Below are 25,847 nucleotides of genomic sequence, written 5' to 3' on the forward strand. Positions count from 1 at the left end.
TCGACTCTTGACCCTAGAGACTGGACCCAGGTGGGTACCCCCAACAAACCCAAGGAGGAGCGATGGCTCTACTTTTCATCCATGGTGGGGAGAAGCTCAAAGTCGACTCGGACAGCAAGCAATACACTGACGGCAGCTATAACGCAGAGACCTGGGCGCGCTACCTTGGATGTACGGAAGACCTGCGGGTGATGTTCAGGGTCGATCGCGACACCTTTTCACCGGAGGAAGCGCGCCAGAAATTTGAGCCTTTCCCGCTCAACCCTAGCTCATTTCGTGCGCTTCCCAATGTTGAAGAATCCTTAAGAAGCTTCTTGGGAATCCGTACGCGAGCCGTCCGGCGCCGCGCTATCACCGAAGAAGTCAAGAACAGCGAGGCTGTCATCGTCCGCCTTCCCGGAGCGGCCGGAACCATTGCTGCTAAAGCGGCACGGAAGCTGGGCAAACCATATCTGGTCGAAGCAGTAGGCTGCCCATGGGACTCTCTCTGGAACCACGGATGGCGTGGAAAACTCCTGGCCCCATTCGCGACCCTCGCCATGAGGCGCGTCTGCCGAAACGCACCGTTCGTAATCTACGTGACCTCCAGATTCTTGCAGCGCCGCTATCCGACGACCGGTCAGAGCATTAGCTGCTCCGATGTCGTCATTACCCCAGGAACCGAGGAGCGTCTGACTGAACGACTCGCCGCAATCGATCGACTCGGCGGTCGCGCACGCTTCACATTGGGCACGGCCTGCGCCGTGGATGTGCCCTACAAGGGCCATGCCACGGTTATCCGTGCGCTGAGCATCCTCAAGTCCCTATCGCCGAATACGGAATATCGGTACAAGCTTGCAGGGAACGGCGATGCCAGCCGCCTTGGCACCATCGCCGAAAACAATGGCGTACTGTCGTCCGTAGAGTTTCTAGGACCGCTCGGTAAGGATGCCATGAAGACCTTTTATGACGACCTGGATCTTTACGTGCAGCCGAGCCACCAAGAAGGGCTCTCTCGGGCCGTGATCGAAGCCATGTCACGAGCGTGTCCCGTAGCCGCCACCCCGGTCGGTGGAAATCCCGAACTCATCGCCGATAAGTTCCTCTTTGGAAAGCGCAGCGCTGAAGACCTCGCACAACTCATCGCAGGGCTGAGCCTAGAGACACTCAGGAGCATGGCACAGTCAAACTTTCATCGCTCGCAGCAGTACACTGACGAGATCCTTGCCCCTCGCCGGGCTCGATTTATGGAAACGTTCTGGAACAGCCGACGGCAGGCGCACCAATGACCGCAGACTCGACCGTCCACCAAAGCGCGGCCGCGTACGCAACGACCCCGTACAATGACTCTAACCCGCTTCGAAACGTCGTGGGAGTCATATCGGCAGGGTTGGCGCTGGCGTTCAACCAGGCGAGCGTCATTGCGGGGGCGAACATATCGGTTGCTGATATCATCCTGCTACCGTTGCTACTGACGCTCGCATTGAGACACGCCTTAATCGCACCCAGGGGCGCAGTTGTGTATATCCTGACGACGACTGCTCTCTCGCTCGGTATAGCGGCGTTCGTCACACCGGACAAATATGACTTCATTCCTCCGCTCGCCCCCGTCCTGCGTGACACTATGAAGCAGCTGGCGCTGGGAATGTACCTCATCGTCGGCTATAGCCTCGCGGTGACGGGTCTGACGACGTACCTTTTCCGTATATTCGCGAGCGGAGCTGTGGCAGTCACTCTGGTCGGGATTACCGCGATGGCAGTGCCGAGTTCCACCCTGCACACACGACTCTTTTATTTGGGCATCCGTTTCCGAGGTCTGTTCGACGATCCGAACTACCTTGGCTTGACACTGGTGTCGGCGATTGCCATCTTCACCAGAAACAGTGATCTCGGTGTGATGAGACGCGCTCTCTGTTGCTCGGTACTCTCCGTGGGCGTCATCATGTCCGGATCGAAGACCGCCAGCATTGTTCTGGTAGCCTACCTTGCACTGCGTTTGTTCGCGTGGGTGCGTGGGAATAGATCGGGCTCGCAGTCGAGCGCTTCGCCTAGGCTGCCTCTTGTGCTCGTTCTCGGGGCTATCCTGATAGCATCACTTCTCGCCGTGCGCAACACCCTCTCCATGCTCTTTCAAGGCAGTTATGCGGTGCAACGAGTTTGGACGACGTTCTCAAATTTCCCCGGGGCCCTCAGCGAGCAAGGATCTGGTCGACAGCAGGCATGGAGCACCGCGGTGGAGATCATTTCGGAGAACCCCATAACCGGTATCGGGCTCGGTTCCTACGGTCAGGTCGCTCAGCAGTTGGAGGGCTCCGGGACAATAGCACACAACACGTATCTGCAGGTATCGGCCGAGTCGGGTCTCATTGTCGCCGTGGTGACGTTTGCTCTGTTGTTCTGGATCATCCTGAGAAGTCTCCGCAGCAGCACGGCGGTTGCGGTCACGTCTCGGGATATTGCCCTTGTCATGCTGGCCGGATCGTTCTCCGTTTCACTAAACAACGTTCGCCTCTTCTGGCTGGCCATCGGCATACTTCTATTTGTCGCCGCATCCCATGCTAAATCCAGGATCGTCAGGGAGACAATACATTAGCGGCTCAGGCCCCGAAAAATAAGGCAAGCGAATGAAAAAAGCAGTTCTCTTTGATCCCTCCGTCGGCAGCATCAACCTCGGCGACCATATCATTTCCCGTAGTGCGCGAGCCCAACTCGACTTCCTGTTGGACAATACATTCGTCGTGACTCTTTCGACGCACACGCCCCTCTCCCTGCACATGCGACACTTCATGGATGCCGATTTTCGGCTTGCCCTGGGGAGCAACTTGCTGGCCGGGAAAATTGGTCTCATGGCACCGCATTGGGATATTAATGCTTTCACGGCGCCATTCGCGGCCCCAGTCACTCTCGTGGGTGTAGGCTGGCGCGGCTACCACGATGACTCCACGGCGTACAGTCGCAGTGTGTATCGAAGGGCGCTTTCGGCGACCGCCATACATTCGGTGCGGGATAACTACACCCTATACCAAATTTCCAGAATGGGGTTCAAGAACGTCGTAAACACGGGCTGTGCGACAATGTGGTCGCTTACGCCGGAACACTGCGCGACCGTCCCGACGACCAAGTCTCGTAATGTCGTCACGACGGTCACCGATTATGATCGTGATCCTGCCAGAGATCTGCAGATGCTGCGTACACTTGAGGGCTCCTACGATCGAGTTCGTTTATGGCCTCAAGGATATGGAGATGCCGAATACGCATCCCTCCTCAGTGCCGAGGGCGCTGAGGTGGAGCTGCTCGCGCCAACCATTGAGGCCTTTGACCAAGCGCTAGTGGAAGATGCGGATTTTGTGGGGACTAGACTTCATGCGGGCATTCGTGCCCTGCAACTAGGTGTACGCTCCATAGTGGTCGCAATTGATAACCGAGCAGTCGAGAAGCACCGTGACTTTGGCCTGCCGATCCTCATGCGCCACGACATCGGTGGGCTTGCCGAACTCGTCGAGTGTGACTTCGACACCTCTATCCACATGCCTTTGGACGCCATTGAATACTGGAAGAGCCAGTTCTCGACGAACGCGCCGTCCCTCGACTCACGACGTAGTGCGATGATCGATCTTGTTCGCTTCGGCCTTCAGGCCCGCAAGAGACTTGGTTCCCGTAAGGTCGCGCGCAGTGAACGCTAGTCGATGTGAACGCTTTCCCGGGTCCCTCTGGATCTATCGGCTGCCCTTGGCTCAGCTCATGGAGTGTGCGACGCATTGCTGAGAAAGTTGCTGGTGTACGGAGTCGGCCAGTCTTTGGCAAAGGTGGTGTCGATCGTCCTGTTGCCTCTGTACTCTCGCCTGCTTTCCGCAGATAGCTTCGGGCGGGCCAATGTTGCGCTTTCAATCGCGGCTGTGCTTGGGTCGGTCGTCTTCGTCGAGATCTGGACCGCGGTCTTACGAGCGACCATTGCGCGGCACAGGGACAGGGCACAGTCCGAATCCACCTTTGTGACGTCCGCAGCTTTCTGTGTGCTGGCACTGCCGATCCTCGGCGTCACAGTCTTCTTATCCGATTACTTCCTCAAGACCGGCCTTGCGAAGCCGACTTTTGTCTACGGCGCGATGTTCGCTTTTTGCTCATTATGGCAGAACTATGTGCGCGGTCTTGGTGACGCCCTATATTTTGTCATTTCCGGTGTGCTCGCCTCGCTCACGCAGTTAGCGATCGCCGTCGCGGCCGTCCTGGGCGATTTCCGAGATCCGGCCATCATGCTTCTCTCTCCCACCGGCGGGTACATTATAGGATGGGTATTTCTCGAAGCAAAGTTTCGGCTGCTGCGAAATTTTGGTCGCCTGATCGTTCCTCGTGAGCTTCGCGAGATTCTGTCATTTGCTACTCCTCTGGCATTGAGTGCGGCGGCCTACTGGGCGCTTTCGCAGTTTTCCACTGTCTATGTCGCGCTTGTCGGGGGGTATGCTCAGAGCGGGCTTGTCAGTGCGGCCACCCGGTACACGTCGTTGCTGGTCTTTGCCAGTGCCATCTTCACGGCGGCATGGCAGGAGAGTGCTTACGAGCGCAGCGGCAGGGAGGGCCGCGAAGTCTACTTCGAGAATGCCTTATTGAAGTATGTGCGTGTTTCAGGACTTCTGGGCGGGCTCTTCTTGTTGGCCACTCCCCTTCTGTACCGCGTCATGCTGGGCTCGGCGCTCGCCGATGGCGCCCAGTTGGCTCCGATGTATGCATGCGCCGCCCTCGTAGCCGGCATCGGCACATTTCTCGCGCAAATATATGCTGCTGAGGGTCGGACACTGTGGACGTTTCTGTCAACACTGTTCGGGGGTGCGACGAGTGTTGTCGTGCTTCTCACCGCGTACCCAGTTCTTGGGTTGTTTGCTGCGCCATTGTCTTTACTCCTCGGCCAGTTGATCACTGCGGCGCTGCGGATGCTTTTCTTGCGTCGCGTAATTTTGGTTGGCTTCCCATTGCGTGATTTTGTCGGCGTTTCTCTGTGGGTTGCAGTGTGTGCGGGGCTCGCTTCGGCCCGACTGGAACCGCTGTGGTTTGCTCTTCTGGTGGTCCTGGGCATCTGCGCAAGTTTACTCATTTTTCGTCGTGAATGTGTGTCGACGTGCGCTATGTTTCGTGGACGGCGATCTGGAGCTGGGCGCTGACGACGCCGCTGAATGGTTCGTCCGATTTGAGAGGGCCGCAGCGGTTGGACGCCTTTGGTGTCGAGAAGCGAGCAGCCAACGTCGCGGGCGCGGCTGCAAGATCGGGAGTGCCGCATGGATAGGTGATATCTGGCTCTTCAGAGTTGAGTGTGGGCGCGCCGGTTGGGTCGGGTAGCTGGGGGTAAGCGTCGAGGTCCCCGATGATGAGCGGACTTCTACCCCCGCTGATCTCAAGGGCCTCGACGATGCCCAACCATAGTTGTGTATGCCCTGACGCGCTCGATCGCTGCGACCGATGCGATGTTCTCCTCGACTTCCCAAGCCGCCACCTGGTCGCGGTGACGCAGGCTCCAACGGGCCTGGTGCTCGAGGTGGAGTCCTGTGATCCGGTCACGGGCTGCCCTGGCTGCGGAGTCATTGCGACTGGTCACGGCCGTATGATGGTCGAGATGATCGATGCGCCCTGGGCCGGCAGGCCGGTGCGGATCCGGTGGCGCAAGCGCCGCTGGATCTGCCTCGAGGACGTCTACGCGGTGGTCTCATTCATCGAGCAGGACTCCCAGGTCTGCGCTCCGCGGGGGCTGCTGAGCACGCGCGCGATCCGGTGGGCGATCGGCCAGCTCCGGGCCGAGGGAGCGACGATCCAGGGTCTGGCCCGGCAGCTCGGCACCACCTGGAACACGCTCTGGTCCCAGGTCCAGCCCGTCCTGGCCCAGGCCGCAGGCGATCCGTCCAGGTTCGAGGGCGTGCAGGTCCTGGGCGTCGACGAGCACATCTGGCACCACCGTGACCCGCGCAGGCGCGGCCCGAAGGAGCTCGCCGGCATGGTCGACCTGGCCCGTGGTCCCTACCCCACCGCGAGGCTGTTGGATCTCGTCCCCGGCCGATCCGGCAGCGCCTACCGAGACTGGCTGGACGAGCGGGGCGAGGAGTTCCGCAAGCGGGTCGAGATCGCAACGCTGGACCCGTTCCAGGGCTACAAGAACGCGATCGATGACCAGCTCGAGGACGCGACCTGCGTGCTGGACGCCTTCCACATCGTCAAGCTCGCCGGCGCTGCGGTCGATGACGTTCGCCGCCGAGTCCAGCAGGAGACCCTCGGCCACCGAGGCCGCAAGGGCGACCCTCTCTACGGGATCCGCCACCTCCTCCGCGCGGGGTGCGAACGCCTCACGTCTTGCCAACTGAACCGGCTGGCCAGTGCGTTCGCGGCCTACCCCGATCATGTCGCGGTCGAGGTCGCCTACCAGTGCGCCCAAGACGTCCGCGAAGTGTTCCACCAGCCCACCCTTCCCCGGGGCCGACGCCTCGCCGAGCAGCTGATCGAGAAGCTGCCGTCCTGCCTGATCCCGGAGATCGCCAGGCTCGGGAAGACTCTGCGCCGCTGGCGGACAGCGTTCCTGGCCTACTTCGACACCGACGGCGCGAGCAACGGCGGAACCGAGGCCATCAACGGAATCATCGAGCTCGGCCGCCGCATCGCCCGCGGGTTCCGGAACTTCGAGCACTACCGCCTCCGCATGCTCCTGATCACCGGCGGCCTCGACGCCTCACCCCACACTCAACTCTGAAGATCCGCTATACGGGCGGCGAGGCCGAAAAGACGACCACTCTACAAGGCCAGACGGACACTGCACACCGGCGCAGACCTGCTCACAGACAAACAGAAGCAGCGCACCCACGCCCTGTTCGTCATCGACGAGCACGCCGCGGTCGAGACGAACTGGTGCATCTACCAGGGCATGGTCGCCGTCTATCGCGGCGAGGACCGCGCTCACGGCCGCGAACTCATGGCCGCGGCCAACGCCTCCGTCGCCACAGGCGTTCCCGTCGGGCTGAAAGAGCTCGCCTCCCTAGGGCCGGACGCTGTCCAAGCGCGCCGCCGATTTCCTGGCACACTTCGACCGGTCAAGCCCGAGCAATGGCCCGACGGGGGCTATCATGTTACGCCACACGTGCTCGCCGCTCAGAACATCAATGATCAGAGGACACCCCGCGGTCGGTCTGCAATGTTTTCACCCATTCCCGCTGGACAACGTCACGAGAATAGCATTGCTTGACGAAGCAGAGCGCAGCCTCCGCCATCTGGCGTGAGGCAGCCGTATCTCGGATGGATGCGAGCAGCGCCAAGGCAAGCTCTTCTGAATCATCCACCGGCACCAGTCGTCCCGTCTCCCCGTTCCTGACGATGTCGACGATTCCCGTGGCGGCAGTCGCGACCACCGGCACGCCCGCGGCGAACGCTTCCAAGACAACAGTTGGAAGTCCCTCGCGTCGGCTCGGTAGGCAGAACACATCCGAAATCGCCAAGTACGATGCAACATCCTCGACATCCCCGACGAACGTCACCCGCGGCAGGGCGGCACGTATGTCGGCTGCTCCGCGGCGACCCGACTCGTCATCCACACCCCCGACGATGAGAAGCTGGGCGGAGGTCTCCCTCTCCACCGTGGCCATCGCTTTCCTCAGGGCCTCCAAGCCTTTATCGGCCGTCAATCGTCCGACGAAAGTGACGACAGGCTCATCGGACGGGATGGAAAGCGAGGCGCGCAATGAGTCGTTGGCCTGTTGATCCCTACGCGCTCTCTCGAACAGCTCGACGTCCACGCCGTTAGGGCTACCAACGCCGATGACCTCGACCTTGCCTTTCGGTGCGACGGCCTCATCGATCACCTTGGCCCGCAACGAGCTCCCCACCGCGATAACTCGAGTGGACATCGAGCACACCGCCTTCTCGATTTCCCGAAGAAGGAGACGCCCTTTCCCCGCTGCACTCTCCAGGCGTAAGCCGTGTATCTCGTATATTCTTTCGGGAGTCCGAGCGATGAAGCCGGACAGGCTTCCGAGCAGTCCCGCCTTGGGCGTGCCCACGACGTGGACGGCGGGGCGGATCTTCCATTGGAGTGCGAGCCATCGGCACAACGAACCGAGGTCAGAGAGAGGGCGCGGATCCCTTGCCATCTTCACGACGTGAAGGGTGACGCCTGGATGCTCGGCGATTCGTGCCCCAAGGGGGCCTTCGCTGGACACGAGGTGGATATCCCAGCCCACATCCGCCAGGCGCTGATAGAGCCCATCATGGTATCTGAGCTGGTAATCGACGGTCACGCCGAAAAGTATTGCACGCGAATCTCGTTTCCTCACGATCACACCGCCTCTCTTCCCAGGATGCGTAACAGCTCAGCCGATTCACCCTCGCGCTGAGACTGATTCCATCCCGGCTCCTGGTCCTGCCCGAACCACATAATTTCCAGTCGACGAGCGGTGCCGGCGAAGCGAGGCGTCACTCGTCCGGCCCCAAAAGCGAGGACAAGCACGCCGCGACACATCCATGCCGGCAACACTCGGGGCCTGCCCCCAGCAGCCTCGAGCACGCGCCGCACGGTGAGGCCTTCCCACGGCTGGAGAGCAATGGCCGGCACCTCCGAGTGCGTGAGCCCGAGGTCAACAACGGTGGCAGCGAGTTGGTCGATGCTGCTGACCACAGATGGGTTGGTCCCTGGAGCGGCGACGCTTGCCGCTCTCGACCGGGCCAGCCGGATGAGTCGAAGAGTAGTGGGTCTGTGCGGTCCCTGAACAGACGTAGCTCGGAGGATGACGAGACGATTCCGAGTCGCGGTGGCACCGTGCGCCAAGATAATCCGTTCTCCTAGGGCTTTCGAGTGCGAGTAGGCGGAAAAGGGGGCGACATCCACCGAGTCGTCGAGCCGCGGCCGTCGTCCCTGCACTGCGGCCGAACTGAGATGGATAACTCGTGACACTTGCGCTCGCTCCGCGGCTATCGCGATCACGGCGGGCAGGAGTGCGTTCGCCCCATACAGTGACGAGTCCGCCGCTGAGTCGGGAGAAGCAGCTCCGGCGGCATTCACCACGACGTCCGCACCTTCAAGCTGCCGCGAGAGTTCATCAGTGACGCGGTCATCGGTGGCCAGGGCGAGGACGCTCGCGGGATCCACGCACCCCGGCGATAGCGACAGCCGAGGCGCTGTGACCGCACGCACATCCAAGTCTCTTTGCTGGAGCTCCGAGACAACAGCCGAACCGACGAAGCCGGAGGCGCCGATGACGGCCCATTTTTGTGGGTGGTAGTCATTATCGACGCGTAGCGGCCTGCCCGTCTCGGCCGCCGGCAGATCATATCCGGGTGTGGCGAGACGCGATCCGCGCAGACGTGGAACGCACAAGTAGATGACACAGAGCGCGACCACCGCGATCCAGGCGGTCCATAAGGGTAAGTTGAGCGCATAGGCGCCGAGGGCGGCCACCGCATTGCCGGCGGTGAAGGTGGTGACGAGCCCTGCGGACCAGAGGTGGGGCATCCCTGTATCGGTCAAGCGCTGGTAAGCATGAGTCCGATGGGGGGACGTGATCGACTCACCGTGGACGAAGCGTCGAAGGAGTGTTGCACCAGTATCGGCGAGGTAGATGGATAGAGGCGCCAGCAGCAGCAACGCCGGAAGGCCTTCCCCGTATGCCAAGACGGCCGTGATCGCGATCGCGCCCCCCAGCAGATAGCTGCCGACGTCGCCGAGAAAGAATCCATCCCTCCGAAGATTCCAGGGAAGGAAGGCGATGAAGGCGGCCCCGATCGTTAGTCCCATATATGTCAGCCACGCAGGACCGGCGAGCATACCGGTCACAGCAAACGCGGCGCCGACGATCGCCCCGTGGAGGCTGGAAATGCCGTTGATCCCGTCCATGAAGTTGACCGCGTTCACGTAGCCGACGAGCAGGAGCGCCCCCAACGGGATGAACCATGCCGATGACCCTGTGACAGCCACGGAGACGATCGCCGCGACCACCCCGATGATCGCCTGCACTCTGAGTCTCAAGCTTGCCCGAAGCCCGAGCAGGTCGTCGATGAAGCCAAGGGCCGAGAAGGCGACAGCGACGATGGCCGCCGTGGCAATGGCGGCCAGCTCGGAGGGCATGGCTACTGCCGCAACGACCGTCCCGGCGATCCCGCCGGCGAGAGGCCCCAACCCGCCGGCCCTCAACGTCGGGGACGTATGCGATGACCGATTATTGGGTACGTCAATGACACCCCAGGTACGCAGCAGCGAACGAAATGCGAAGGGAGAAATGAGGCTGACGATGAAGGCGCAGGCGACCACGGCCAGTGCTCCGCCGGTCACCTCTGTGGGCCCTTTCCAGCAGAAGGCCGAAGAAGCGGCAAGAGCGCGCCAGTAACTTCAGTTTCGGCGCCCTGCCCGTATGAGAACGCGAACGTCATGGGGATGGTCCTTGGTTTGTCGAAGCGACGATTCAGGGAGAATCTCGGGCCTAGGGTTAGGAGGAAGCGGCCATGAGGTATCGGCTGATCGCACGAGAGACTCTGCGCGTCGCATCCTCGACGGTTCGGAAGCTGGTCTCGTACCCCTCGGCCGGTCCTCCGAAGGGGTCCGGCACATCGTTGGGCTCGTCGTCCAGGCTCGCTCGCTGGCGCAATGGGACGCAGGCTCGCACCAAGTCCGTGAGGGATGCGAATGCCGCGTCGTCATCCAGCAAATTCACGACGCGGGCGAACTCGAGCAGGGTGAAAGTCCGCCGCACTGTTCGCGGCGCCAGCCGGGCGATCCACGACCGCTGTTCCTCCGTCATCGTGAGGATGAGATCCGGGACTTCCGCTGCTGCCTTCGTGAGCTGCACACCATGCCACTCCAGCTCTGCACCACTGCGCATGCGGACGAAGTCGACAGACTCGGGTGCCGGCGAGCTGCCGACGAGTGCATGGGTGCCGGCGCTCGTGACCGAGATGCCAAGCTCTCCGAGCTCATGCCCCAGCAGCATTGCCGCCACCGGTGACCGGCAGATGTTCGCCGTGCACACCACCAGGATCGTCCCGGCCGTCACCAGAGGTGCTCGCCTGCTCCCGGAGCCACGGGCCATGCCTTGGGCTCGGCTCGTCGCCCCGAAGACGGCCGACCGTGATGGACGCGATGACCGCTCACCGTGCCGGCGCTGACGCCTGAACGGTGCACCGCCTCGGTTGCCTTGTCTGCGTCGGAAGGTCGCTCGTCCGAGCGCTGCGATTCATCGCTGGGGTTCCCGTCGGTGTCTGAGATGACAGGCGCGTACGAGTACCGGTAGGCGTACACACCCTGTGAACGGGAGGGAACCCGGTTCAGCAGGACACCGAGAAGGCGAGCTTCCACGGCCTCCAGCTTCTCGAGCGCCTGGGCGAGCTGCTGCTTCTTGACCCGCTCGCTCTGGGCCACCACCAGAGTGCCGCCAGTGAGCCGGCTCAGCACAGCCGCATCGGTCACGGCGAGCAATGGAGCGGAGTCGACGACCACCATGTCGTACAGATCCGTGGCGGAGTGCAGCAACTTCTCCATCCGGGCGCTGCCCAGCAGCTCGCTCGGGTTGGGCGGGATGGGGCCCGAGGTGAGGACGTCGAGGCCCTCGACGTCGAGCGGCTGAGAGACGTCCTCGATATCGGCCTCGCCGATCAGCACGCTCGTCAGGCCGGCCCCGCCCTCGAGATGGAGGTACTCGTGGAGGGACGGGCGCCGCAGATCGGCATCGATCAGCAGCACCCGGGCTCCGGACTGCGCCAGGACGTAGGCGAGGTTGAGCGCGGAGCTCGACTTCCCCTCCCCCGAGAGCGATGACGTGACCACGATGCTGCGGCGACCCTCGGAGAAGCCGAGGAACTGCAGGTTGGTGCGCAGCTCTCGGTACGCCTCTGCCTGGAGGCTCAACGGATGCTGTGCCGAGATGAGGGGAAGATTCTTGGCGTCCCGGCTGGCAGGGATCGTCGCGATGACAGGCCGGTCGAAGCCCTTCTCGATGTCATCCGCCCGGCGAACGCGGTTGTCGAGCAGCTCACGGACGATCGCGACGGCAAGGCCCGCCAGGACGGCCAGAACCACGCCGAGCGCGATGTTGCGGAGCACCTTCGGGGAGGCTGGGGACGAGGGCTCGACAGCCGGCGAGACGACGGTGAGGTGCACCGTGGACGCCGTACCGTTCGACTCCAGCTGCTCGACCGTCGACTGGAGGCTCGCTGCGGTGGCATCGGCCACCTGCGTGGCCTCGGCGGGGTCCGTGGAGGTGGCGGTGATCTCGAGGATCAGCGTCTCCGGCGGCACCGTTGTGGAGATCTCATTGGCGAGCGCGTGCGGCGACGAGTTGAGGCCGAGCTGGTCGATCACGGGCTGCAGGACGAGAGGGGAGGTGGCGAGGTCCGCGTAGCTCGTGATCTGCTGGCTCGCGAAGTTCGCGCCGCTACTCAACTCGGCGATGGAGTTGCCGGCCTGTGTCTGCACAAAGAGCCTGGTCGTGGCCTGGTACGTGGGCGTCTGCAGGAGTGTGTAACCGACGACCGCGGCCAGGACGACGAGGGCGGTGATCACGGCGGACCGCCAGCGTTCGCGCACGATGATCAAGTACTGCTGGAGCTCCACGGGCGTCCATTCTCTTCGAATCGAGGGCCCGGCGGAGGGGGGATGAGATGCCGGGTCGACCGGAGCTGCTCGTGGCGACCGGTGCAAACGCGTGAGGGGGGTCCGCGTCCCGCGGGCTAACTTACCGCACGCCATACTGTGTGCGTCTAGCCCGAGTCCATTCGAACACCGATCGATGCGCCGCGCTGCACGCCGGATGCGTCAGCGCGTGGACGAGAGCTCGTCGCGCATCTGCTCGAACCCATGCTGATAGAGCAGAGCGAACCACAGACCCGCTGTCGCATGGTTCGACGCCAGCTGGAACTCCGGGTGCCGTCCTTGCAGCAGGAGTCGCAGCCCGGCGTGCTCGATGTCGAACGGCAGTGAGATCAGCATCGCGGACTCCCAGGAGTCCGTCGCCGCATGAACACCGGGCTGGATCTCCGCCCAGGTCCGGTCCAGTCGTGCCAAAAAGACGAAGTACGGCTGCCACCGCTGGTGATCGAAGGCGAATCCCACCTCGATGAGATCCGTGACCTTGGCGATGTGATCCGACCGTGGCCCGACGTGGAGCTCTTCACGCAGCGCACGCCGCGCGCCGGCGATCGGGCTGAAGTTCCCGTCATCGTCGACATCGGTCGGGATCAGGCCCTCTGCGACCACATGGACGGGGCGCCGCGAGCCCTCGGCGTCGCCGGGGCCTGCCACGAACGTGCGCAGCCGCACGCTCAGCAGCACCCGGTTGTTGCTCGTGACGGCCACGGTGCCCGAGCCGATGGTCGCCGGGATCGGCAACTCGCCGACATCCAGGACACTGTGGGGGTCGCATCCCAGTACGTCACGCAGACTGCGCTCGGAGCCGTCGTCGGCGACGAGTGTGCGGTCGAGCTTCAGCGCCGTGCTCGCGAACTCGAAGTACGTGGTCGTACCCAGCGTGAAGGAGTAGTGAGGGACGCGTCGTCCGTTCTCGACGCGCAGCTCGAGGCTAGCGTCCAGAAGGTCGGCTGCGTCGAGATCGACGAACATGAGGCCGAGGGCGTCGGCACGTTCCCGATCCCCCTGCAGCCACTCCTCTCGAACGGCGTCCACCGCCGGGTGCCGCGACCGTCGCGCCCCCGTGGTGGTGTAGGTGCATGACGCGCGTCGAGTCCAGGGAACTCCCTGCGTGCAGGACACCACGATGCTCATGTGCGGGATCGTCATCTCGCCCACGGTCAGCGCGCGCGTCTTCCATGAGTCCTCGGAGAAACGCCGCACGATCTGCTTCTCCCGGCGGGAGGCGAGGCGGTGGCGCAGAGCGAAGAGCGCCACAAGGCCGGCCGCCGCGAGCGTCAGGATCGTGCCGATGACCGAGGAGATCAGCTCGCGTGCGAAGCTGCCATCGTCCGTGTCGTAGAAGAGCATGGAGCAACTCCACAGGAGTGCGCCCGACAGGAGCAGGAGGGCGAAGGGACGCACCAACCATTGGTGAAGGCGCAGCCAGCTCACGGCTCGTCCCACCGCAGTGGTGCGCACGGATCCGCGACGAAGCATGGCAACACACTATCGGCGCAGGCGCGAGGGTTCCCGTCGCTCAGGCCTCCAACCCCCTGCTCAGTGCTCGATCGCCCCGGCCACCTGCTCCCGCAGCTCGATGAACTCCGGGAGGCGGCGCATCTCCTCGCCGAGCGCATGGCCGGACTGCGCGGAGAGGTCGACCTCGAGGTCCAGCACCACGCGCCCGGACGCGAGCATCATCACCCGGATCGCCCAGCAGGTCGGCGGATCGTTCGGCACGGCGGTGCTCGCGGTGATCCTCACCGGCGCGGCGACGGCCGCAGGAGCGGGCGTGGCGTCGGGGGCCGGCGCCGCGGGAGCGCAGGCGGCGCTGACCGGGGCGTTCCAGCACTCCTTCTGGTGGGCCATCGGCTTCACCGCGGCGGGCGCGCTCATCTCGTTCGCGCTCCCGGGCCGACCGACGACGAGCGCCGACGGCGCGGAACAGGCCGGGGGCGGAGCGCGGGCGGCCAGTGGAGCAGCTGCCGGCCCGGCTGCGGGCGGCGAGGGCTCACCGAGCGGCGCGGCGACGGCGAGCGGAGCGGAGGCGACGAGCGACCCGCAGGCGAGCGTTCCGGCCTGAGGGATGCCGGCCCGAGGGGTGCCGGCCCGACGCCGCACAGCCACGTCACGACGCGGGCGTCTCGGGCCGGTACCGTCCGACCAGGGCCAGCACGTGGGCGTGTCGGAGCGAGACTGCAGAGTCGAGTCACGACGCGTGCGCGCCGGCCCAACACCGAGCCGGGCCACGCCGCAGAGCGTGCGCGCTGCGCCGGTACCTGACGACCCGTGGGCAGCGCGTGGGCGTGTCGGAGCGGGACTGCACGGTCGAGTCACGACGCGTGCGCGCCGGGCCGGCGCAACATGGTCAGGCCCAGCACGGGCGCACCGCGCTGGTACCTCAAGCCCAGGTCCCGGCGCACGCCGTCCCCGGCCCGCCGACCGTCGAGGTCTCAAGTGCGCGAGGTCCTCTCCGTGCGCGAGGCCGTGCCCCACCGTGGTCCGCGTCCGAAGAGCCGCGCCCGGTGGCCGGACCGTCGGAGCTGACCCCCTCACCAGCGGAGGCGCCCCTCACGGCATCGGCGTCACCGTACGGCACGAGCGGCCACGCGGAGGACGAGCCGTCGAGGCATGGCCCCCACCAGACGAGCCGCCGCCGCGTTGACCCGGCCGGGGACCACGTCGGGCCACGGGCGCTTCGCGTCGAGCGCGCGCAGGGCGGTGCCGACCACACGCCGCGGAGTCTGGAACCTGCCGACCCCCGCCTTCTCGGCGCCGGCCACCTCGAAGAACTCGGTCCGGGTCGGGCCGGGGCTCAGAGCCAGGACGCGCAGCCCGCTGTCCCTCGTCTCGTACGCGAGGGCCTGCGTCAGGGACAGCACGTACGCCTTCGACGCCGCATAGGCCGCCATGCCCGGGAGGGGCTGGTAGGCCGCGGCGCTGGCGATGTTCACGAGGACGCCCCGGCCGTCCTGCACCAGCTGTGGCAGCAGCGCGCGCGTGAGATCGGTGAGCGTCGCGACGTTGAGCATGACCATCTCGTGCAGCTGACGCGGATCCGCCTCGGCGATCGGGCCGGCCATGCCGAACCCGGCGTTGTTGACGAGCGAGCTCACCTGGATGTCACGCGCCTCGAGCTCCGCGACCAGGGACCCCGCCGCGTCCGGTGCGGAGAGGTCCGCCTCGATCACCGTGGTCCGCACCCCGTGTGCATCGTGCAGGCGCCGTGCGAGCTCCTCGAGCCGGTCCCGGCGCCGGGCCACGAGCACGAGGTCGGCGCCGCGGCGCGCCAGGTGCTGGGCGAACTCGGCGCCCAGACCGGAGCTGGCGCCCGTGATGAGCACCGTGGTCCCTCGGTAGTCGACGGGGTGCTGCTCTCTGGCCATGTCCGATCCCTTCTCTGCCGCGTGGTACGCAGGGGCTCGCTGCGGCCAGCCCGGCCGGCCACCGATGTGGTCAGCCCGGTCGACCACTCCTGCGGCCGGCCCGGTCGACCATCGCTACGGCCGGCCCGGTCGGCCACTCGGATCCTCGCCCTGCGCTGTGCCCGACCCTATCGACGCGGGGCGGGGTGATTCACCACCGCTGGTTTTGGCGAGGTCCCGCCGTAGGGGCCGCCTTCAGCAGGTGAGCTGCAAGAAAAGGTAGTCATATGGTCGGGCGAGCCTCTCAGAGAGGGCGGCCGACCATATGACTACCAGTTCTGGCAGCGCACACCAGGACACAGGACAGCCGGGCCACAGGACAACCCCCAGCGCACCCCTTCCGCGAGCCCGAGCCGAACGCCCCTGCGCCCCTCACCTCCCCCGGCCCCAAGCCGGACAGCCTGACACCTGGCCGGCCCCGGCCTGGACAACCCGAGCCGGACAGCCCGACCTGGGCACTCTGACTTGGCCGGCCGCATGACTTGGCCTGCCGCGACCTGTCCGGCCCGACCTGGACTCCCGCGCTACCCGGCCCCGACCTGAACACCCCCTGACCAGCACAGCAACGCTGCCGTCACACCCATCAGGCCTGCCGCGCCTGCCGCGCGAACCCCCGCGCGCGCCCCTGGGCCGACACACCCGAGGCCAGGGGACGCGGGGAGCCCCGACGGGCGACCGGTGACCACGAGAAGGCCCGTGATAGCTTCCTGGACGACCTCGACGCACGGAGGAGACGGCATGACCGACCACACCGGCGCCTGGAGCATCCGCGCCTGGGACCTCGTCCGGGCGACGCTGTGCGGGACAGCGTCGCTCATCCTCGTGGGCACCGTGGTATACCAGCTGACCATGCGGGACCAGAACCGTTCCGAGGGCCGCGTCTAGGCGGTGCTCGTCCTCGCGTTCATCGCCGCGGTCGCCTACCGCCACCTCGGGGCCCTCATCACCTCCGCTGCGGTCGTGATCATGGGCGGATTCGCCTTCCTCCTCGGCAATCACGCGGTGTACGTGCACCTGAACCGGAACAGCGACATCTATCTCGCCCGGTCGCTCGACGCGTCCCCGATGCTCCTGCTCCTCCTCGGCAGCGTGCTCGTCGGGCAGGCGATCGGCATCGCCGCACGACGAGAGCTCGTCCAGTCCCGCCTCGGGCAGTACGGTGCGCGCAAGATCCTGATCGGTCTCGGCCTGGGACTCGCCGCGGTGCTGCAGCTGATGGCCGCGCTCGACACCGATGCACTGCGGATGGGGACGATGCATCTGTCCTTGGCGGTGACCGTGATCGTCGCCGGGCTGATCGTCGGCGTGCAACCGGCGGTCTCGCCCGCCGCGCTCGTCCCGCCCCTCGTCCTGCTCGTGTTCACGGTGGTCACCGCGGAGGAGGACGCCTGGTTCGCGCCGGCTCTCGTCCTGGCGCAGACCGTGCTGGCCGTCGTCCCCTGCCTCGGGGCGTTCGAGGCGACCGCCACGCGGGTCTTCGGCCCGCCGCTGACCGAGCGGCTCGCCCAGGAGACGCCGGAATCACGCTGACCCGCATCCCCCGCGGGGTGCCGGGCACGTCGGGCTGCGCCGCCGGGCAGGCTGGGCCGCCGGGCCGGGCCGGCGGGCACGTCGTGATACCCCGCCGGGCAGCCCACGCCGCGCCACCGCACACGCCGCGCCGCCGACCCCGTCGGCCGCGTCGGGCCGCCAGGCTCGGCACCGACGCACCCTCACCTCACGGACACGCACATCCGACGTCAGGGAGTGCGGACGGCCCCGAAGGGTGTGCGGCGCCGCAGGCGGAACCCAAGCTTCTGGTAGCCGCTGATCGCCGCCGTGTTCGCGGCGGAGGCATGCATGAGCGCCTTGTCCCCGCGACCCTGGATGCCGTGGGCCACGTCGAGCACGAGACGGGAGGCCAGACCCTGTCGTCGGTAGGCGGGATCGACGCACACCGCGCTGATCTCCGTCCAACCGGCCGGGTGCAGGCGCTCGCCGGCCATCGCCACGAGCTTGCCGTCCCGCCTCACCCCGATGTACCGGCCCATCTGAACGGTCCGGGGCAGGAAGGGGCCGGGCTGGGTGCGCTGCACGAGATCGAGCATGTCGGGTGCGTCCTCGAGGTCGAGCTCGACGGCCTCCTCGTACGGACGCGGCTTCAGGCGCGCCGTCTGGACGAGCTGCACGCCAGGATGCGTGCCGAGCCGGGCCCAGCCGTCCGGAAGCGTCGGCTCGGCGTGCGAGATGCCGATCTCGGCGCCATGGCCGAACACGTCGATGATCGCGTCCCAGACGTCCGGATCCGACCAGCCCTTGATGCCTACGAACGGGCAGACGTCCTCCGGATAGCGCTGCACGAGCGCGTTCCCGCTCGCGAAGCGCGCATGGGCGCCGGTGAGCGACGACCATGCCGGGTTGTCGAGGGCCGGGTCGTCCAGGACCAGGTCGGCCGCTGCGGGCGCATCCTCCCCGACGACCGACCCTGCCGGGATCGGATCCGCTTCGCCGGGCTGTGCGGCCTCGTGCGCCGTGCTCATCTGCCGCCTTCCTCCTGCCTCGTCGTGCGCCCCGCCGGTCAGCCCGCGAGGTACGCCGCGAGCGCCTCGTCCTGGTCGCGGGGCGTGAAGCCAGCGTGCTGGATCTTCGCGAGGTCGAGCGCCGAGTGCTCGGGGCGAGGGGCGATGCCCTCCTTGCCGGCGTAGTACTCGGCGGTGGTCACGGGGGTCACGCGGGCCGGATCGGCGCCCACCAGCTCGTACACGCGCGCCGCGATGTCCGCCCAGCTGCGCGCCTCGCCGCTGTTGCTCACGTTGTAGGTGCCGTACGCCGCGCCGCTCGAGAGCAGGTGGTCGATCGCGGCCGCCAGGTCGTCGGTGAAGGTCAGACGCCCGACCTGGTCCGACACGACCGACGGGTCGATGCCGCGCTCGGCGAGCGAGGCCATCGTGCGCACGAAGTTGTTGCCGTCGCCCACCACCCAGCTGGTGCGGATGAGGTAGTGCGCAGGAAGGGTCGCGACGAGCGCGTCGCCGGCCGCCTTGGACTGGCCGTACACGCCCAGGGGGCTGAACGCCTCGTCCTCGGCATGGACCTCGGCGGTGCCGTCGAACACGTAGTCGCTCGAGACGTGCACGAGGCGCGCCCCGCTCTCCCGCGAGGCTTCGACCAGGCGGCCGACGCCCGCGACGTTCGTGGCCCACGCGCCGCGGCGGCCCTGCGGCGTCTCGGCGGCGTCCACCGCGGTGTAGGCGGCCGCGTTGACGATCGTGCCGTAGGGCGTGAAGTCGAAGCACGCGACGCTCTGCGCGTCGGCGATGTCCAGGGCGTTGCGGCCGACCACGTCGACGTCCTCACGCGCACTCCAGCGCCGCTCGAGCGCGCGGGCGAGCTGCCCTCCCCCGCCGACGATCAGGGTGCGACGCAACGGCACGGGGACGACATCCGCGAGCCGCGGATGCGCCTCGTCCTTGGCCGACAGCTCGGCCTCCCCGAGCGGGATCGGCCACGGGATCGCGACCGTCTCGTCGGCGAGGTTCACGAAGGTGTACTGGGCCTGCGCGCCCTCGGACCAGTGGTCGTTGACGAGGTAGGTGTAGACGGCGGGCGCGTCGAGGGTCTGGAAGGCGTTGCCCACCCCGCGCGGCACGTAGATTGCGACGTCGGGCGTGATCTCGTGCCAGTAGGCGGTGCCGAACGACGGGCCCTCGCGCAGGTCCACCCACGCGCCGAACACGCGGCCGGTGCCGACGGAGATGTACTTGTCCCACGGCTCGGCGTGGATGCCTCGCGTGACCCCGACGGCCTGGTTGAACGAGATGTTGTTCTGGACGGGCCCGAAGTCCGGGAGTCCGGCCTCGACCATCTTGGCGCGCTGCCAGTTCTCCTTGAACCAGCCGCGGTTGTCGCCTGGGACGGGCAGGTCGATCACGAGGAGGCCGGGGATGGGTGTGGGATGGACGGCGAGCTGCTTCATATCGCGGTGTTCTCCTGCGGGACGGACGAGTGTGGGACGGCGGAGCTGAGCGGGCGAGGAGCGACGCGCGGGGTCGGGCGAGGCGGCGGGTCGTCATCGGAGCGGACCGCGCGACCGCATCGCCTTCGCGTCACTGGCCGGTGGCGGCGTACTTGGCCTCGGTCTGCTCCTTCTGCGGACGCCACCACGACTCGTTGTCGCGGTACCAGTCGATCGTCGCCGCGAGACCCTTCTCGAAGTCCTGGTAGGCGGGGCTCCAGCCGAGCTCGGTGCGCAGCTTGGTCGAGTCGATCGCGTAGCGCAGATCGTGGCCGGCGCGGTCGTTGACGTGGTCGTAGTCGCCCGCGTCGTGGCCCATGAGCTGCAGGATCAGCTCGACGACGTCCTTGTTGGACTTCTCGCCGTCGGCGCCGATCAGGTAGGTCTCGCCGATCGCGCCGCGGTCGAGGATCGTGAGCACGGCCGAGGAGTGGTCGTCGGCGTGGATCCAGTCGCGCACGTTCTGCCCCGCCCCGTACAGGCGGGGGCGGATCCCGTCGATCAGGTTCGTGATCTGGCGGGGGATGAACTTCTCCACGTGCTGGCGTGGGCCGTAGTTGTTCGAGCAGTTCGAGATCGTGGCCTGCACCCCGAACGACCGCACCCACGCCCGCACGAGCAGGTCGCTGCCCGCCTTGGTCGACGAGTAGGGGCTCGACGGGTTGTACGGGGTGCGCTCGGTGAAGCGCTCGGGATCGTCGAGCTCGAGGTCGCCGTAGACCTCGTCGGTCGAGATGTGGTGGAAGCGGGTGCCGTGCTTGCGGGCCGCCTCGAGCAGCGTGTACGTGCCGATGAGGTTCGTGGTCAGGAACGGCGACGGGTCCGCGAGGGAGTTGTCGTTGTGGGACTCCGCGGCGTAGTGCACGACGGCGTCGGCCTCGGCGACGAGCGGGTCCACGGTCGCCGCATCGGCGATGTCCCCGACCACCAGGCGCACGCGGTCCTCGGGGAGAGCTGCGAGGGAGGCACGGTTGCCCGCGTAGGTCATCTTGTCCAGGACGACCACGGAGTCGTCGGTGTTCTCGACCACGTAGTGCACGAAGTTCGAGCCGATGAAACCGGCTCCGCCGGTGACGAGCAGAGTGCGGGGGGCCATGGATACCTCTCCTGGGACGGTGGCGGTGCGACAAGGCGGGGCGATGACGCCCCGAGCCACGCCGGACCGGGGCCATGGGGGCGCACGATGACGTCAGGCCCCCGGGCCGCGCGGAGCGCGGACACAGGAAGGATACGGCACCTCCTTCACGCACCGCCGGACCGTCATGCGACGCGACGACGATCTCACGCCCCGGCGAACCAGAACCCCTCGAAGGTGTCCTTGTAGACCCGGTAGCCCAGGTTCGAGGCGTCGTAGCGGAAGGAGGCCAGGATCCTGCCGTCCGCCGCCCGCTCGGAGAACTCCTTGGCCTTGCCGGAGTTCACGACGGCGTTCTGGTCGATGCGACCGGTGCCGAGCCGGAAGACGTTGGACACCACGGAGGAGTAGGGCACGTCGACGACGAGGTCCTCCCGGTAGGTGCCCGCGCTCTCGTCCACGAGGTAGCGCAGCAGATGACTCGTCCCCTCCATCTCGTCCGTCGAGGCGTTGGCGGGCCCGGCCTCCTCCCAGTCCTTCGCGATCCGCGTCCCGAGGTACCAGTAGTTGTTGTTGAACATCTCCAGGTAGAACTGGCCGTCGGGCAGCGAGGGGTCGTCGATGCGATGCACCGAGTGCTGTCCCGCGATCCCGACGGGCGTGCCCTCGGCACGCAGGAAGTGGCCGTCGTAGCCGCTGCCCTTCCAGAGGGCCTCCGCACCGAGCATCCATCGCACGGTCGGCCGCGCGTCACCGTCGAGCGCCCCGTCGAGAGCGATGACGGTCGAGGTCTCTCGCGAGGAGAGGTACATGACGCCGTCGAGCACCTGGATGGTGTTGAGGTGGATCCAGTCCTTCCCGGTCGCGGCCGGATCGCCGAGGCCGCCGTCGCTGCGGGCATGGGCGAGCTTCTCGTACTCGGGGAAGACGTCCCGCAGATCGAGGATCTCCTCCGCCTCGCCGGACGAGAGGTCCACCCTCGTCACCCTGTCCTCCGACCGGTTCGAGCCCTTCTGCGAGGTGAGCACGTAGGCGACGTCATCGACGACCCAGAGGTCGTGGTGGGCGATCTGGTCGCCGAGGTCGATGATGGTCCCCGCGTGACCGAGCGCGTCGAGCACCGAGACCTGCGTCGATCCGGTGGTCGTCACGATGCGATCGCCCTCGACGACGAAGTGGTGCTCCTCGACATCGGTGCCGGCCACCTCGGCGCGCATCGTGCCGGCGTTGTCGATCAGATACGTGTTGTTGCTCAGGCTGGTGACGCCGCTCATCGCGAAGAGGCCGGGTGTCAGAGCGCCGGGATCGACGATGTCGGCGGCGAGCGCCGTCGCGTACTGGGAGGCCGGAGACGGCGCCGTGAGGCGGATCTCGCCGCTGATCGACTCGCCCTCGTCCGGCGTCCAGGTGAGGGTGAGCGTGTTGTGGGCGCCGGGCACGAGTCCGACCACGAGGCCCTCGAATCCCGTGGTCTCGGCGTGGTTCGCCGCGGTCCGGGTGAAGTCCGCGGTCGAAGGCGCGGACACGGTGAAGGTTAGCTTCCCGCCCGTACGGGCCCCGAAATGGACGTAGAGGCCGGTGCGGGTGGTGCCGTACGGGTCCAGCACGAGGAGGGGCTCACTCGCCGACCACGCGCGCTCGGACCGCTTGGCTCGCAGGGCGTCGTGGCGGGCCTGCTGGGTCGCGGCCCGGTAGAGCTCCGGCGCCTCCTCGTCCGCGCCGAGCTCGTAGTCGATGGACCAGACGGTCCAGTCGCCGCGGGCATCGGGGAACTCGGAGACCGTGACCGTCGGCGCGGCGGCCGTCCGCGACTCCTCGCCGTCACGGCAGGCGGCGAGGGCAAGGGCGGCGGCGCCGACGCCGGCGCCCGCGAGCACCGAGCGCCGTCGCAGCCGCGGTCCCCGAGAGCGGCGGTGCTCCTCGGCGGCGGATCGCCCGTCGCGCGGAGGGCCGGGGGTCTGAGTGCGAGGGGGCTGTTCGCAGATCATCCGTCGGAGTGTAGGAGCTCGACCTCGACGGGGCGTGAGGGGCGCGGGGTGGGGCGGCGGGGCGTGCGCGGAGCGGCGGCGGAGCGGGGAGGTGGGGCGTGCGGGGAACTGCGGCGGGGCGTGCGGGGAGCGGAGTGGGGAGGTGGAGCGTGCGGGGAACTGCGGCGGAGCGGGGAGGTGGAGCGTGCGGGGAACTGCGGCGGAGCGGGGAGGTGGAGCGTGCGGGGAACTGCGGCGGAGCGTGCATAGAGCGGTGTCCGCTGCCGGGACGCCGCGCTACGTGTATCGCCCACCGCCCAGCCTCGCCACCGCGCCCCTGCCCTGCCTCCCGACGTTGCGGATCACCTCGCGCAACGCTGTTCGCGTCGTCTCCCAGCTGTACCAGACCTGCGGATAGCTCACCCGGACCAGCTGGAGCCCGAGGCGTCTCATGGCCAGGTCACGCTGCCGATCCACCTCGAACGCGCTGGGCGAGCTGTGGTGTCCGCGGCCGTCCACCTCGATGAAGACGCCGCTCGCATACGCGTCGATGTACCCGATCCCCTCGACGTACACCTGCTGCTCGACGGCGAACCCCGCGTGCCGCAGCCAGCGCACCACGCGCGTCTCCGAACCCGACTCGCTCGCGGTGGACAGCATGCCGATCCTCCTGCTGAGGCGAAGCGGCGCCTCCTCCAGCAGCTGCTCCACCTCGAGAGGGGCCATCCGCCGCTCATGCAGAGCGGATTCGAGAAGGATCGATGCCGTCTCCGGGGTCTGGCAGCGGATGGCGTGGGCGAGGCTCAGGTGCAGAGAGGCCACGGGATCCGGCTCGGGCCAGGTCCCCAGCCACGGCGGATGCGGGAGCGCCCACCGCTCGTGATCGCCGCGCGGCCGTCGCCGGTACACGTGGAGTCGCTCATCCGCCGGCCGGCCAGGGGTCCAGATGCCATGGATCGACGTCGCGTCGACACAGGTCAGGCGGGAGCCTGCCCGGAGAGCCCGGACGGCGCCGAGGTGTGCGGACGGCGTCGCCAGCCATCCCCGTGCCACAGGCAGGAGCTGGCCCCGTCGCACGGCTCGCCGGATGTCAAGGTCCGTGCGCTCGGCGGCACGAAGCTCCGCGCGCGAATAGATGCCGTGATCACGGCCGGTCAGGTGGGGCGAGAGCCGCGACACGAACTGGGGGCGACGGGGACGCACCCCACCGGCGGGAAGCGACATCGAGCTCGCCGAGTGCATGGGGCCAGGATGCTCGCGCGTCGCGGCGTCCCCCACCGCACGCTCGCGCCTGTGGAAGCTCCCACCGTGGGGAGGGGGCCCGAGGTGGGGCCGGACTCCCTGAGAAAACTCGGGTGGCGCCGGGGCCTGTCAGAAAAGGTAGTCATATGGTCAGCCAAGCCTCTGACAGGGCTCGCCCGACCATATGACTACCTCTTCCGACACGCCCCCACCCACAGTGGCACCGACCTCCAGTCCAGAGCCCCAAATCCCACACCATGGCGCCAGCAGCGTTCACCGGCAGCGCTCACAGGCCAGCGAGGCGCCCGGCCAGCAAGGAGCCCGACCGCCCGGCCGACGGATTGCCCGACCTGCAAGGCAGCCGACCGGCAGCCCCCGACGACCGGTAACGCCCGGCCAGCAAGGCGCCGGGCAACAGGACGTCCGGGCAGAAGGGCGCCCGGGCAACAGGGCACAGGGCACAGGGCACGGCCCAGCGGGCGGTCGGCCAGCAAGGCAGCCGACCGGCAGCACTCGACGACTGGTGGGGCGCCGGGCCGGCAGCGCTCGACGGGCAGCGAGGCCTCGGGCTACAGGACGTCCGGCCGGCGAACCCGATCCGGCCTCAGCCGCGCTCGAGGCGCTCCCGCTCCAGGGCGTCCAGCAGGTAGGCGCCGTAGCCGGACTTCACGAGGGGTTCGGCGCGCTCGCGCAGCTCGTCGTCGCTCAGGAAGCCCATCCGCCAGGCGACCTCCTCGGGTGCCCCGATGGACAGGCCCTGTCGCTTCTGGACCGTGCGGATGAACTCGCCCGCTGCGGCGAGGTCGTCGAAGGTGCCGGTGTCCAGCCACGCCGTGCCGCGCGTGAGGACCTCGACGTTCAGCGAGCCGTCGTCCAGGTAGGAACGGTTGAGGTCGGTGATCTCGAGCTCCCCGCGGGTCGAGGGCTTGAGCGCCTTGGCGCGCTCGACCACGGTGTCGTCATAGAAGTAGAGGCCGGGCACGGCGAGGTTGCTGCGCGGCTCGGCGGGCTTCTCCTCGAGGGAGACCGCCTTGCCGTCTTCTCCCATCTCGACCACGCCGTACGCGGTGGGGTCGGCGACCCAGTAGCCGAACACCGCAGCACCGTCGACCTCGGTGTAGCGGCGCAGCTGGCTGCCCATGCCCTGCCCGTAGAACAGGTTGTCGCCGAGCACGAGGGCGGCCCGCTCACCGTCGAGGAACTCCTCCCCGAGCACGAACGCCTGGGCGAGGCCGTCCGGCGAGGGCTGGACGACGTACTGCAGCTCGACCCCGAAGGCGCTGCCGTCCCCGAGCACCCGCTGGAAGGCGGCCTGGTCCTGCGGGGTGGTGATGATGAGGATCTCCCGGATCCCCGCGAGCATGAGGGTGCTCAGGGGGTAGTAGATCATCGGCTTGTCGTAGACCGGCATCAGCTGCTTGGAGACGCCGATGGTCAGGGGGTGCAGGCGCGACCCGGTGCCGCCCGCCAGAATGATTCCGCGCATGGGCGTCAGTATGGCAGGAAGCCTGGCGCCGACGTCACGTCGGGAGACCCCCGCCGACGTCACGTCGGGAGACCCCGCACCGACGTCACGGCGGGCGAC

20 protein-coding genes and 1 pseudogene are annotated in these 25,847 nt (G+C 66.9%); 8 read left to right on the forward strand and 13 right to left on the reverse strand.

Translation table 11 applies throughout. The features are described 5' to 3' along the window. The first annotated feature begins 62 nt into the window (after window positions 1-62). The 6 genes and pseudogenes from BRM3_RS02190 to BRM3_RS02215 all read left to right on the forward strand — a co-directional run. Window positions 63-1,268: a glycosyltransferase family 4 protein gene (locus BRM3_RS02190; protein ID WP_263594476.1), complete on the forward strand. Its 1,206-nt coding sequence runs from the start codon at window positions 63-65 to the stop codon at window positions 1,266-1,268. Continuing rightward, window positions 1,265-2,572, forward strand: coding sequence for an O-antigen ligase family protein (locus tag BRM3_RS02195; RefSeq protein WP_263594477.1), 1,308 nt, complete (start codon window positions 1,265-1,267; stop codon window positions 2,570-2,572). The genes BRM3_RS02190 and BRM3_RS02195 overlap by 4 nt, the downstream gene beginning before the upstream one ends. Before the next feature lie 31 nt (window positions 2,573-2,603). Then, window positions 2,604-3,662 carry a polysaccharide pyruvyl transferase family protein gene (locus BRM3_RS02200; RefSeq protein WP_263594478.1) on the forward strand — a complete coding sequence of 353 codons (1,059 nt, stop codon included), beginning with the start codon at window positions 2,604-2,606 and terminating at the stop codon, window positions 3,660-3,662. 126 nt (window positions 3,663-3,788) lie between these two features. Further along, window positions 3,789-5,135 (forward strand): lipopolysaccharide biosynthesis protein, encoded by a 1,347-nt coding sequence (locus BRM3_RS02205; protein WP_263594479.1) that lies wholly within the window; start codon window positions 3,789-3,791, stop codon window positions 5,133-5,135. 245 nt (window positions 5,136-5,380) lie between these two features. Continuing rightward, the gene (locus BRM3_RS02210) at window positions 5,381-6,706 is read left to right on the forward strand and encodes an ISL3 family transposase (RefSeq protein WP_263595371.1); all 1,326 of its coding nucleotides are present in this window, start codon (window positions 5,381-5,383) and stop codon (window positions 6,704-6,706) included. Window positions 6,707-6,713: 7 nt separating this feature from the next. Then, window positions 6,714-7,076, forward strand: a pseudogene (locus BRM3_RS02215) (transposase); the annotation flags it as partial. Window positions 7,077-7,109: 33 nt separating this feature from the next. On the opposite strand, the gene BRM3_RS02220 reads toward BRM3_RS02215, so the two are convergent. The 7 genes from BRM3_RS02220 to BRM3_RS02250 form a co-directional block, all read right to left on the reverse strand. Continuing rightward, on the reverse strand, window positions 7,110-8,243 hold the full coding sequence (locus BRM3_RS02220; RefSeq protein WP_263594480.1) for a glycosyltransferase family 4 protein: 1,134 nt from the start codon (window positions 8,241-8,243) through the stop codon (window positions 7,110-7,112). Between the two features lie 38 nt (window positions 8,244-8,281). Further along, the gene (locus tag BRM3_RS02225) at window positions 8,282-10,066 is read right to left on the reverse strand and encodes an NAD-dependent epimerase/dehydratase family protein (protein WP_263594481.1); all 1,785 of its coding nucleotides are present in this window, start codon (window positions 10,064-10,066) and stop codon (window positions 8,282-8,284) included. Between the two features lie 358 nt (window positions 10,067-10,424). Next, complete coding sequence (locus tag BRM3_RS02230; protein WP_263594482.1) at window positions 10,425-10,988, reverse strand: arsenate reductase/protein-tyrosine-phosphatase family protein; 564 nt, start codon at window positions 10,986-10,988, stop codon at window positions 10,425-10,427. Beyond that, complete coding sequence (locus BRM3_RS02235) at window positions 10,985-12,544, reverse strand: polysaccharide biosynthesis tyrosine autokinase (RefSeq protein WP_263594483.1); 1,560 nt, start codon at window positions 12,542-12,544, stop codon at window positions 10,985-10,987. Before BRM3_RS02235 ends, BRM3_RS02230 begins: the two co-directional genes overlap by 4 nt. A gap of 201 nt (window positions 12,545-12,745) precedes the next feature. Continuing rightward, window positions 12,746-14,011: a hypothetical protein gene (locus BRM3_RS02240; RefSeq protein ID WP_263594484.1), complete on the reverse strand. Its 1,266-nt coding sequence runs from the start codon at window positions 14,009-14,011 to the stop codon at window positions 12,746-12,748. Window positions 14,012-14,116: 105 nt separating this feature from the next. After that, window positions 14,117-14,455: a hypothetical protein gene (locus BRM3_RS02245; RefSeq protein ID WP_263594485.1), complete on the reverse strand. Its 339-nt coding sequence runs from the start codon at window positions 14,453-14,455 to the stop codon at window positions 14,117-14,119. Window positions 14,456-15,144: 689 nt separating this feature from the next. Then, window positions 15,145-15,945, reverse strand: coding sequence for an SDR family NAD(P)-dependent oxidoreductase (locus BRM3_RS02250; RefSeq protein WP_263594486.1), 801 nt, complete (start codon window positions 15,943-15,945; stop codon window positions 15,145-15,147). Between the two features lie 777 nt (window positions 15,946-16,722). Here BRM3_RS02250 and BRM3_RS02255 point away from each other — a divergent pair. Both BRM3_RS02255 and BRM3_RS02260 read left to right on the forward strand, forming a co-directional pair. Continuing rightward, complete coding sequence (locus BRM3_RS02255; protein WP_263594487.1) at window positions 16,723-16,869, forward strand: hypothetical protein; 147 nt, start codon at window positions 16,723-16,725, stop codon at window positions 16,867-16,869. Between the two features lie 3 nt (window positions 16,870-16,872). Further along, window positions 16,873-17,514, forward strand: a complete 642-nt coding sequence (locus BRM3_RS02260) for a hypothetical protein (protein WP_263594488.1) — start codon at window positions 16,873-16,875, stop codon at window positions 17,512-17,514. Between the two features lie 209 nt (window positions 17,515-17,723). Here the strand turns inward: BRM3_RS02260 and BRM3_RS02265 are convergent, their stop codons facing one another. From BRM3_RS02265 to rfbA, 6 genes are all read right to left on the reverse strand, one after another. After that, entirely contained in the window at window positions 17,724-18,503 is a 780-nt protein-coding gene (locus BRM3_RS02265) for a GNAT family N-acetyltransferase (protein WP_263594489.1), read from the reverse strand. Window positions 18,504-18,541: 38 nt separating this feature from the next. Then, the gene (locus BRM3_RS02270) at window positions 18,542-19,939 is read right to left on the reverse strand and encodes a bifunctional dTDP-4-dehydrorhamnose 3,5-epimerase family protein/NAD(P)-dependent oxidoreductase (RefSeq protein ID WP_263594490.1); all 1,398 of its coding nucleotides are present in this window, start codon (window positions 19,937-19,939) and stop codon (window positions 18,542-18,544) included. 130 nt (window positions 19,940-20,069) lie between these two features. Continuing rightward, window positions 20,070-21,074 (reverse strand): dTDP-glucose 4,6-dehydratase, encoded by a 1,005-nt coding sequence (gene rfbB, locus BRM3_RS02275; protein ID WP_263594491.1) that lies wholly within the window; start codon window positions 21,072-21,074, stop codon window positions 20,070-20,072. 185 nt (window positions 21,075-21,259) lie between these two features. After that, window positions 21,260-23,041 carry an aryl-sulfate sulfotransferase gene (locus BRM3_RS02280; RefSeq protein ID WP_263594492.1) on the reverse strand — a complete coding sequence of 594 codons (1,782 nt, stop codon included), beginning with the start codon at window positions 23,039-23,041 and terminating at the stop codon, window positions 21,260-21,262. 276 nt (window positions 23,042-23,317) lie between these two features. Beyond that, a complete protein-coding gene (locus tag BRM3_RS02285; protein WP_263594493.1) occupies window positions 23,318-24,262 on the reverse strand; it encodes an endonuclease domain-containing protein in 945 nt (314 codons plus the stop codon). A 604-nt stretch (window positions 24,263-24,866) separates the two neighbouring features. Then, a complete protein-coding gene (gene rfbA, locus BRM3_RS02290) occupies window positions 24,867-25,748 on the reverse strand; it encodes a glucose-1-phosphate thymidylyltransferase RfbA (RefSeq protein ID WP_263594494.1) in 882 nt (293 codons plus the stop codon). Between the last annotated feature and the right edge of the window lie 99 nt (window positions 25,749-25,847).

Origin of the sequence: Brachybacterium huguangmaarense (assembly GCF_025725725.1) — a bacterium.
In the GTDB taxonomy this organism is placed as follows: domain Bacteria; phylum Actinomycetota; class Actinomycetes; order Actinomycetales; family Dermabacteraceae; genus Brachybacterium; species Brachybacterium huguangmaarense.

What these genes read in the sequence shown, in the direction of transcription:
- BRM3_RS02190 (WP_263594476.1), top strand. Translation starts at nt 63, where the DNA reads ATGGCTCTACTTTTCATCCATGGTGGGGAGAAGCTCAAAGTCGACTCG.
- BRM3_RS02195 (WP_263594477.1), top strand. Translation starts at nt 1,265, where the DNA reads ATGACCGCAGACTCGACCGTCCACCAAAGCGCGGCCGCGTACGCAACG.
- BRM3_RS02200 (WP_263594478.1), top strand. Translation starts at nt 2,604, where the DNA reads ATGAAAAAAGCAGTTCTCTTTGATCCCTCCGTCGGCAGCATCAACCTC.
- BRM3_RS02210 (WP_263595371.1), top strand. Translation starts at nt 5,381, where the DNA reads ATGCCCAACCATAGTTGTGTATGCCCTGACGCGCTCGATCGCTGCGAC.
- BRM3_RS02225 (WP_263594481.1), bottom strand. Translation starts at nt 10,066, where the DNA reads ATGCCCTCCGAGCTGGCCGCCATTGCCACGGCGGCCATCGTCGCTGTC.
- BRM3_RS02245 (WP_263594485.1), bottom strand. Translation starts at nt 14,455, where the DNA reads ATGAGCGCGCCCGCCGCGGTGAAGCCGATGGCCCACCAGAAGGAGTGC.
- BRM3_RS02250 (WP_263594486.1), bottom strand. Translation starts at nt 15,945, where the DNA reads ATGGCCAGAGAGCAGCACCCCGTCGACTACCGAGGGACCACGGTGCTC.
- BRM3_RS02255 (WP_263594487.1), top strand. Translation starts at nt 16,723, where the DNA reads ATGACCGACCACACCGGCGCCTGGAGCATCCGCGCCTGGGACCTCGTC.
- BRM3_RS02265 (WP_263594489.1), bottom strand. Translation starts at nt 18,503, where the DNA reads ATGAGCACGGCGCACGAGGCCGCACAGCCCGGCGAAGCGGATCCGATC.
- BRM3_RS02270 (WP_263594490.1), bottom strand. Translation starts at nt 19,939, where the DNA reads ATGAAGCAGCTCGCCGTCCATCCCACACCCATCCCCGGCCTCCTCGTG.
- rfbB (WP_263594491.1), bottom strand. Translation starts at nt 21,074, where the DNA reads ATGGCCCCCCGCACTCTGCTCGTCACCGGCGGAGCCGGTTTCATCGGC.
- BRM3_RS02280 (WP_263594492.1), bottom strand. Translation starts at nt 23,041, where the DNA reads ATGATCTGCGAACAGCCCCCTCGCACTCAGACCCCCGGCCCTCCGCGC.
- BRM3_RS02285 (WP_263594493.1), bottom strand. Translation starts at nt 24,262, where the DNA reads ATGCACTCGGCGAGCTCGATGTCGCTTCCCGCCGGTGGGGTGCGTCCC.
- rfbA (WP_263594494.1), bottom strand. Translation starts at nt 25,748, where the DNA reads ATGCGCGGAATCATTCTGGCGGGCGGCACCGGGTCGCGCCTGCACCCC.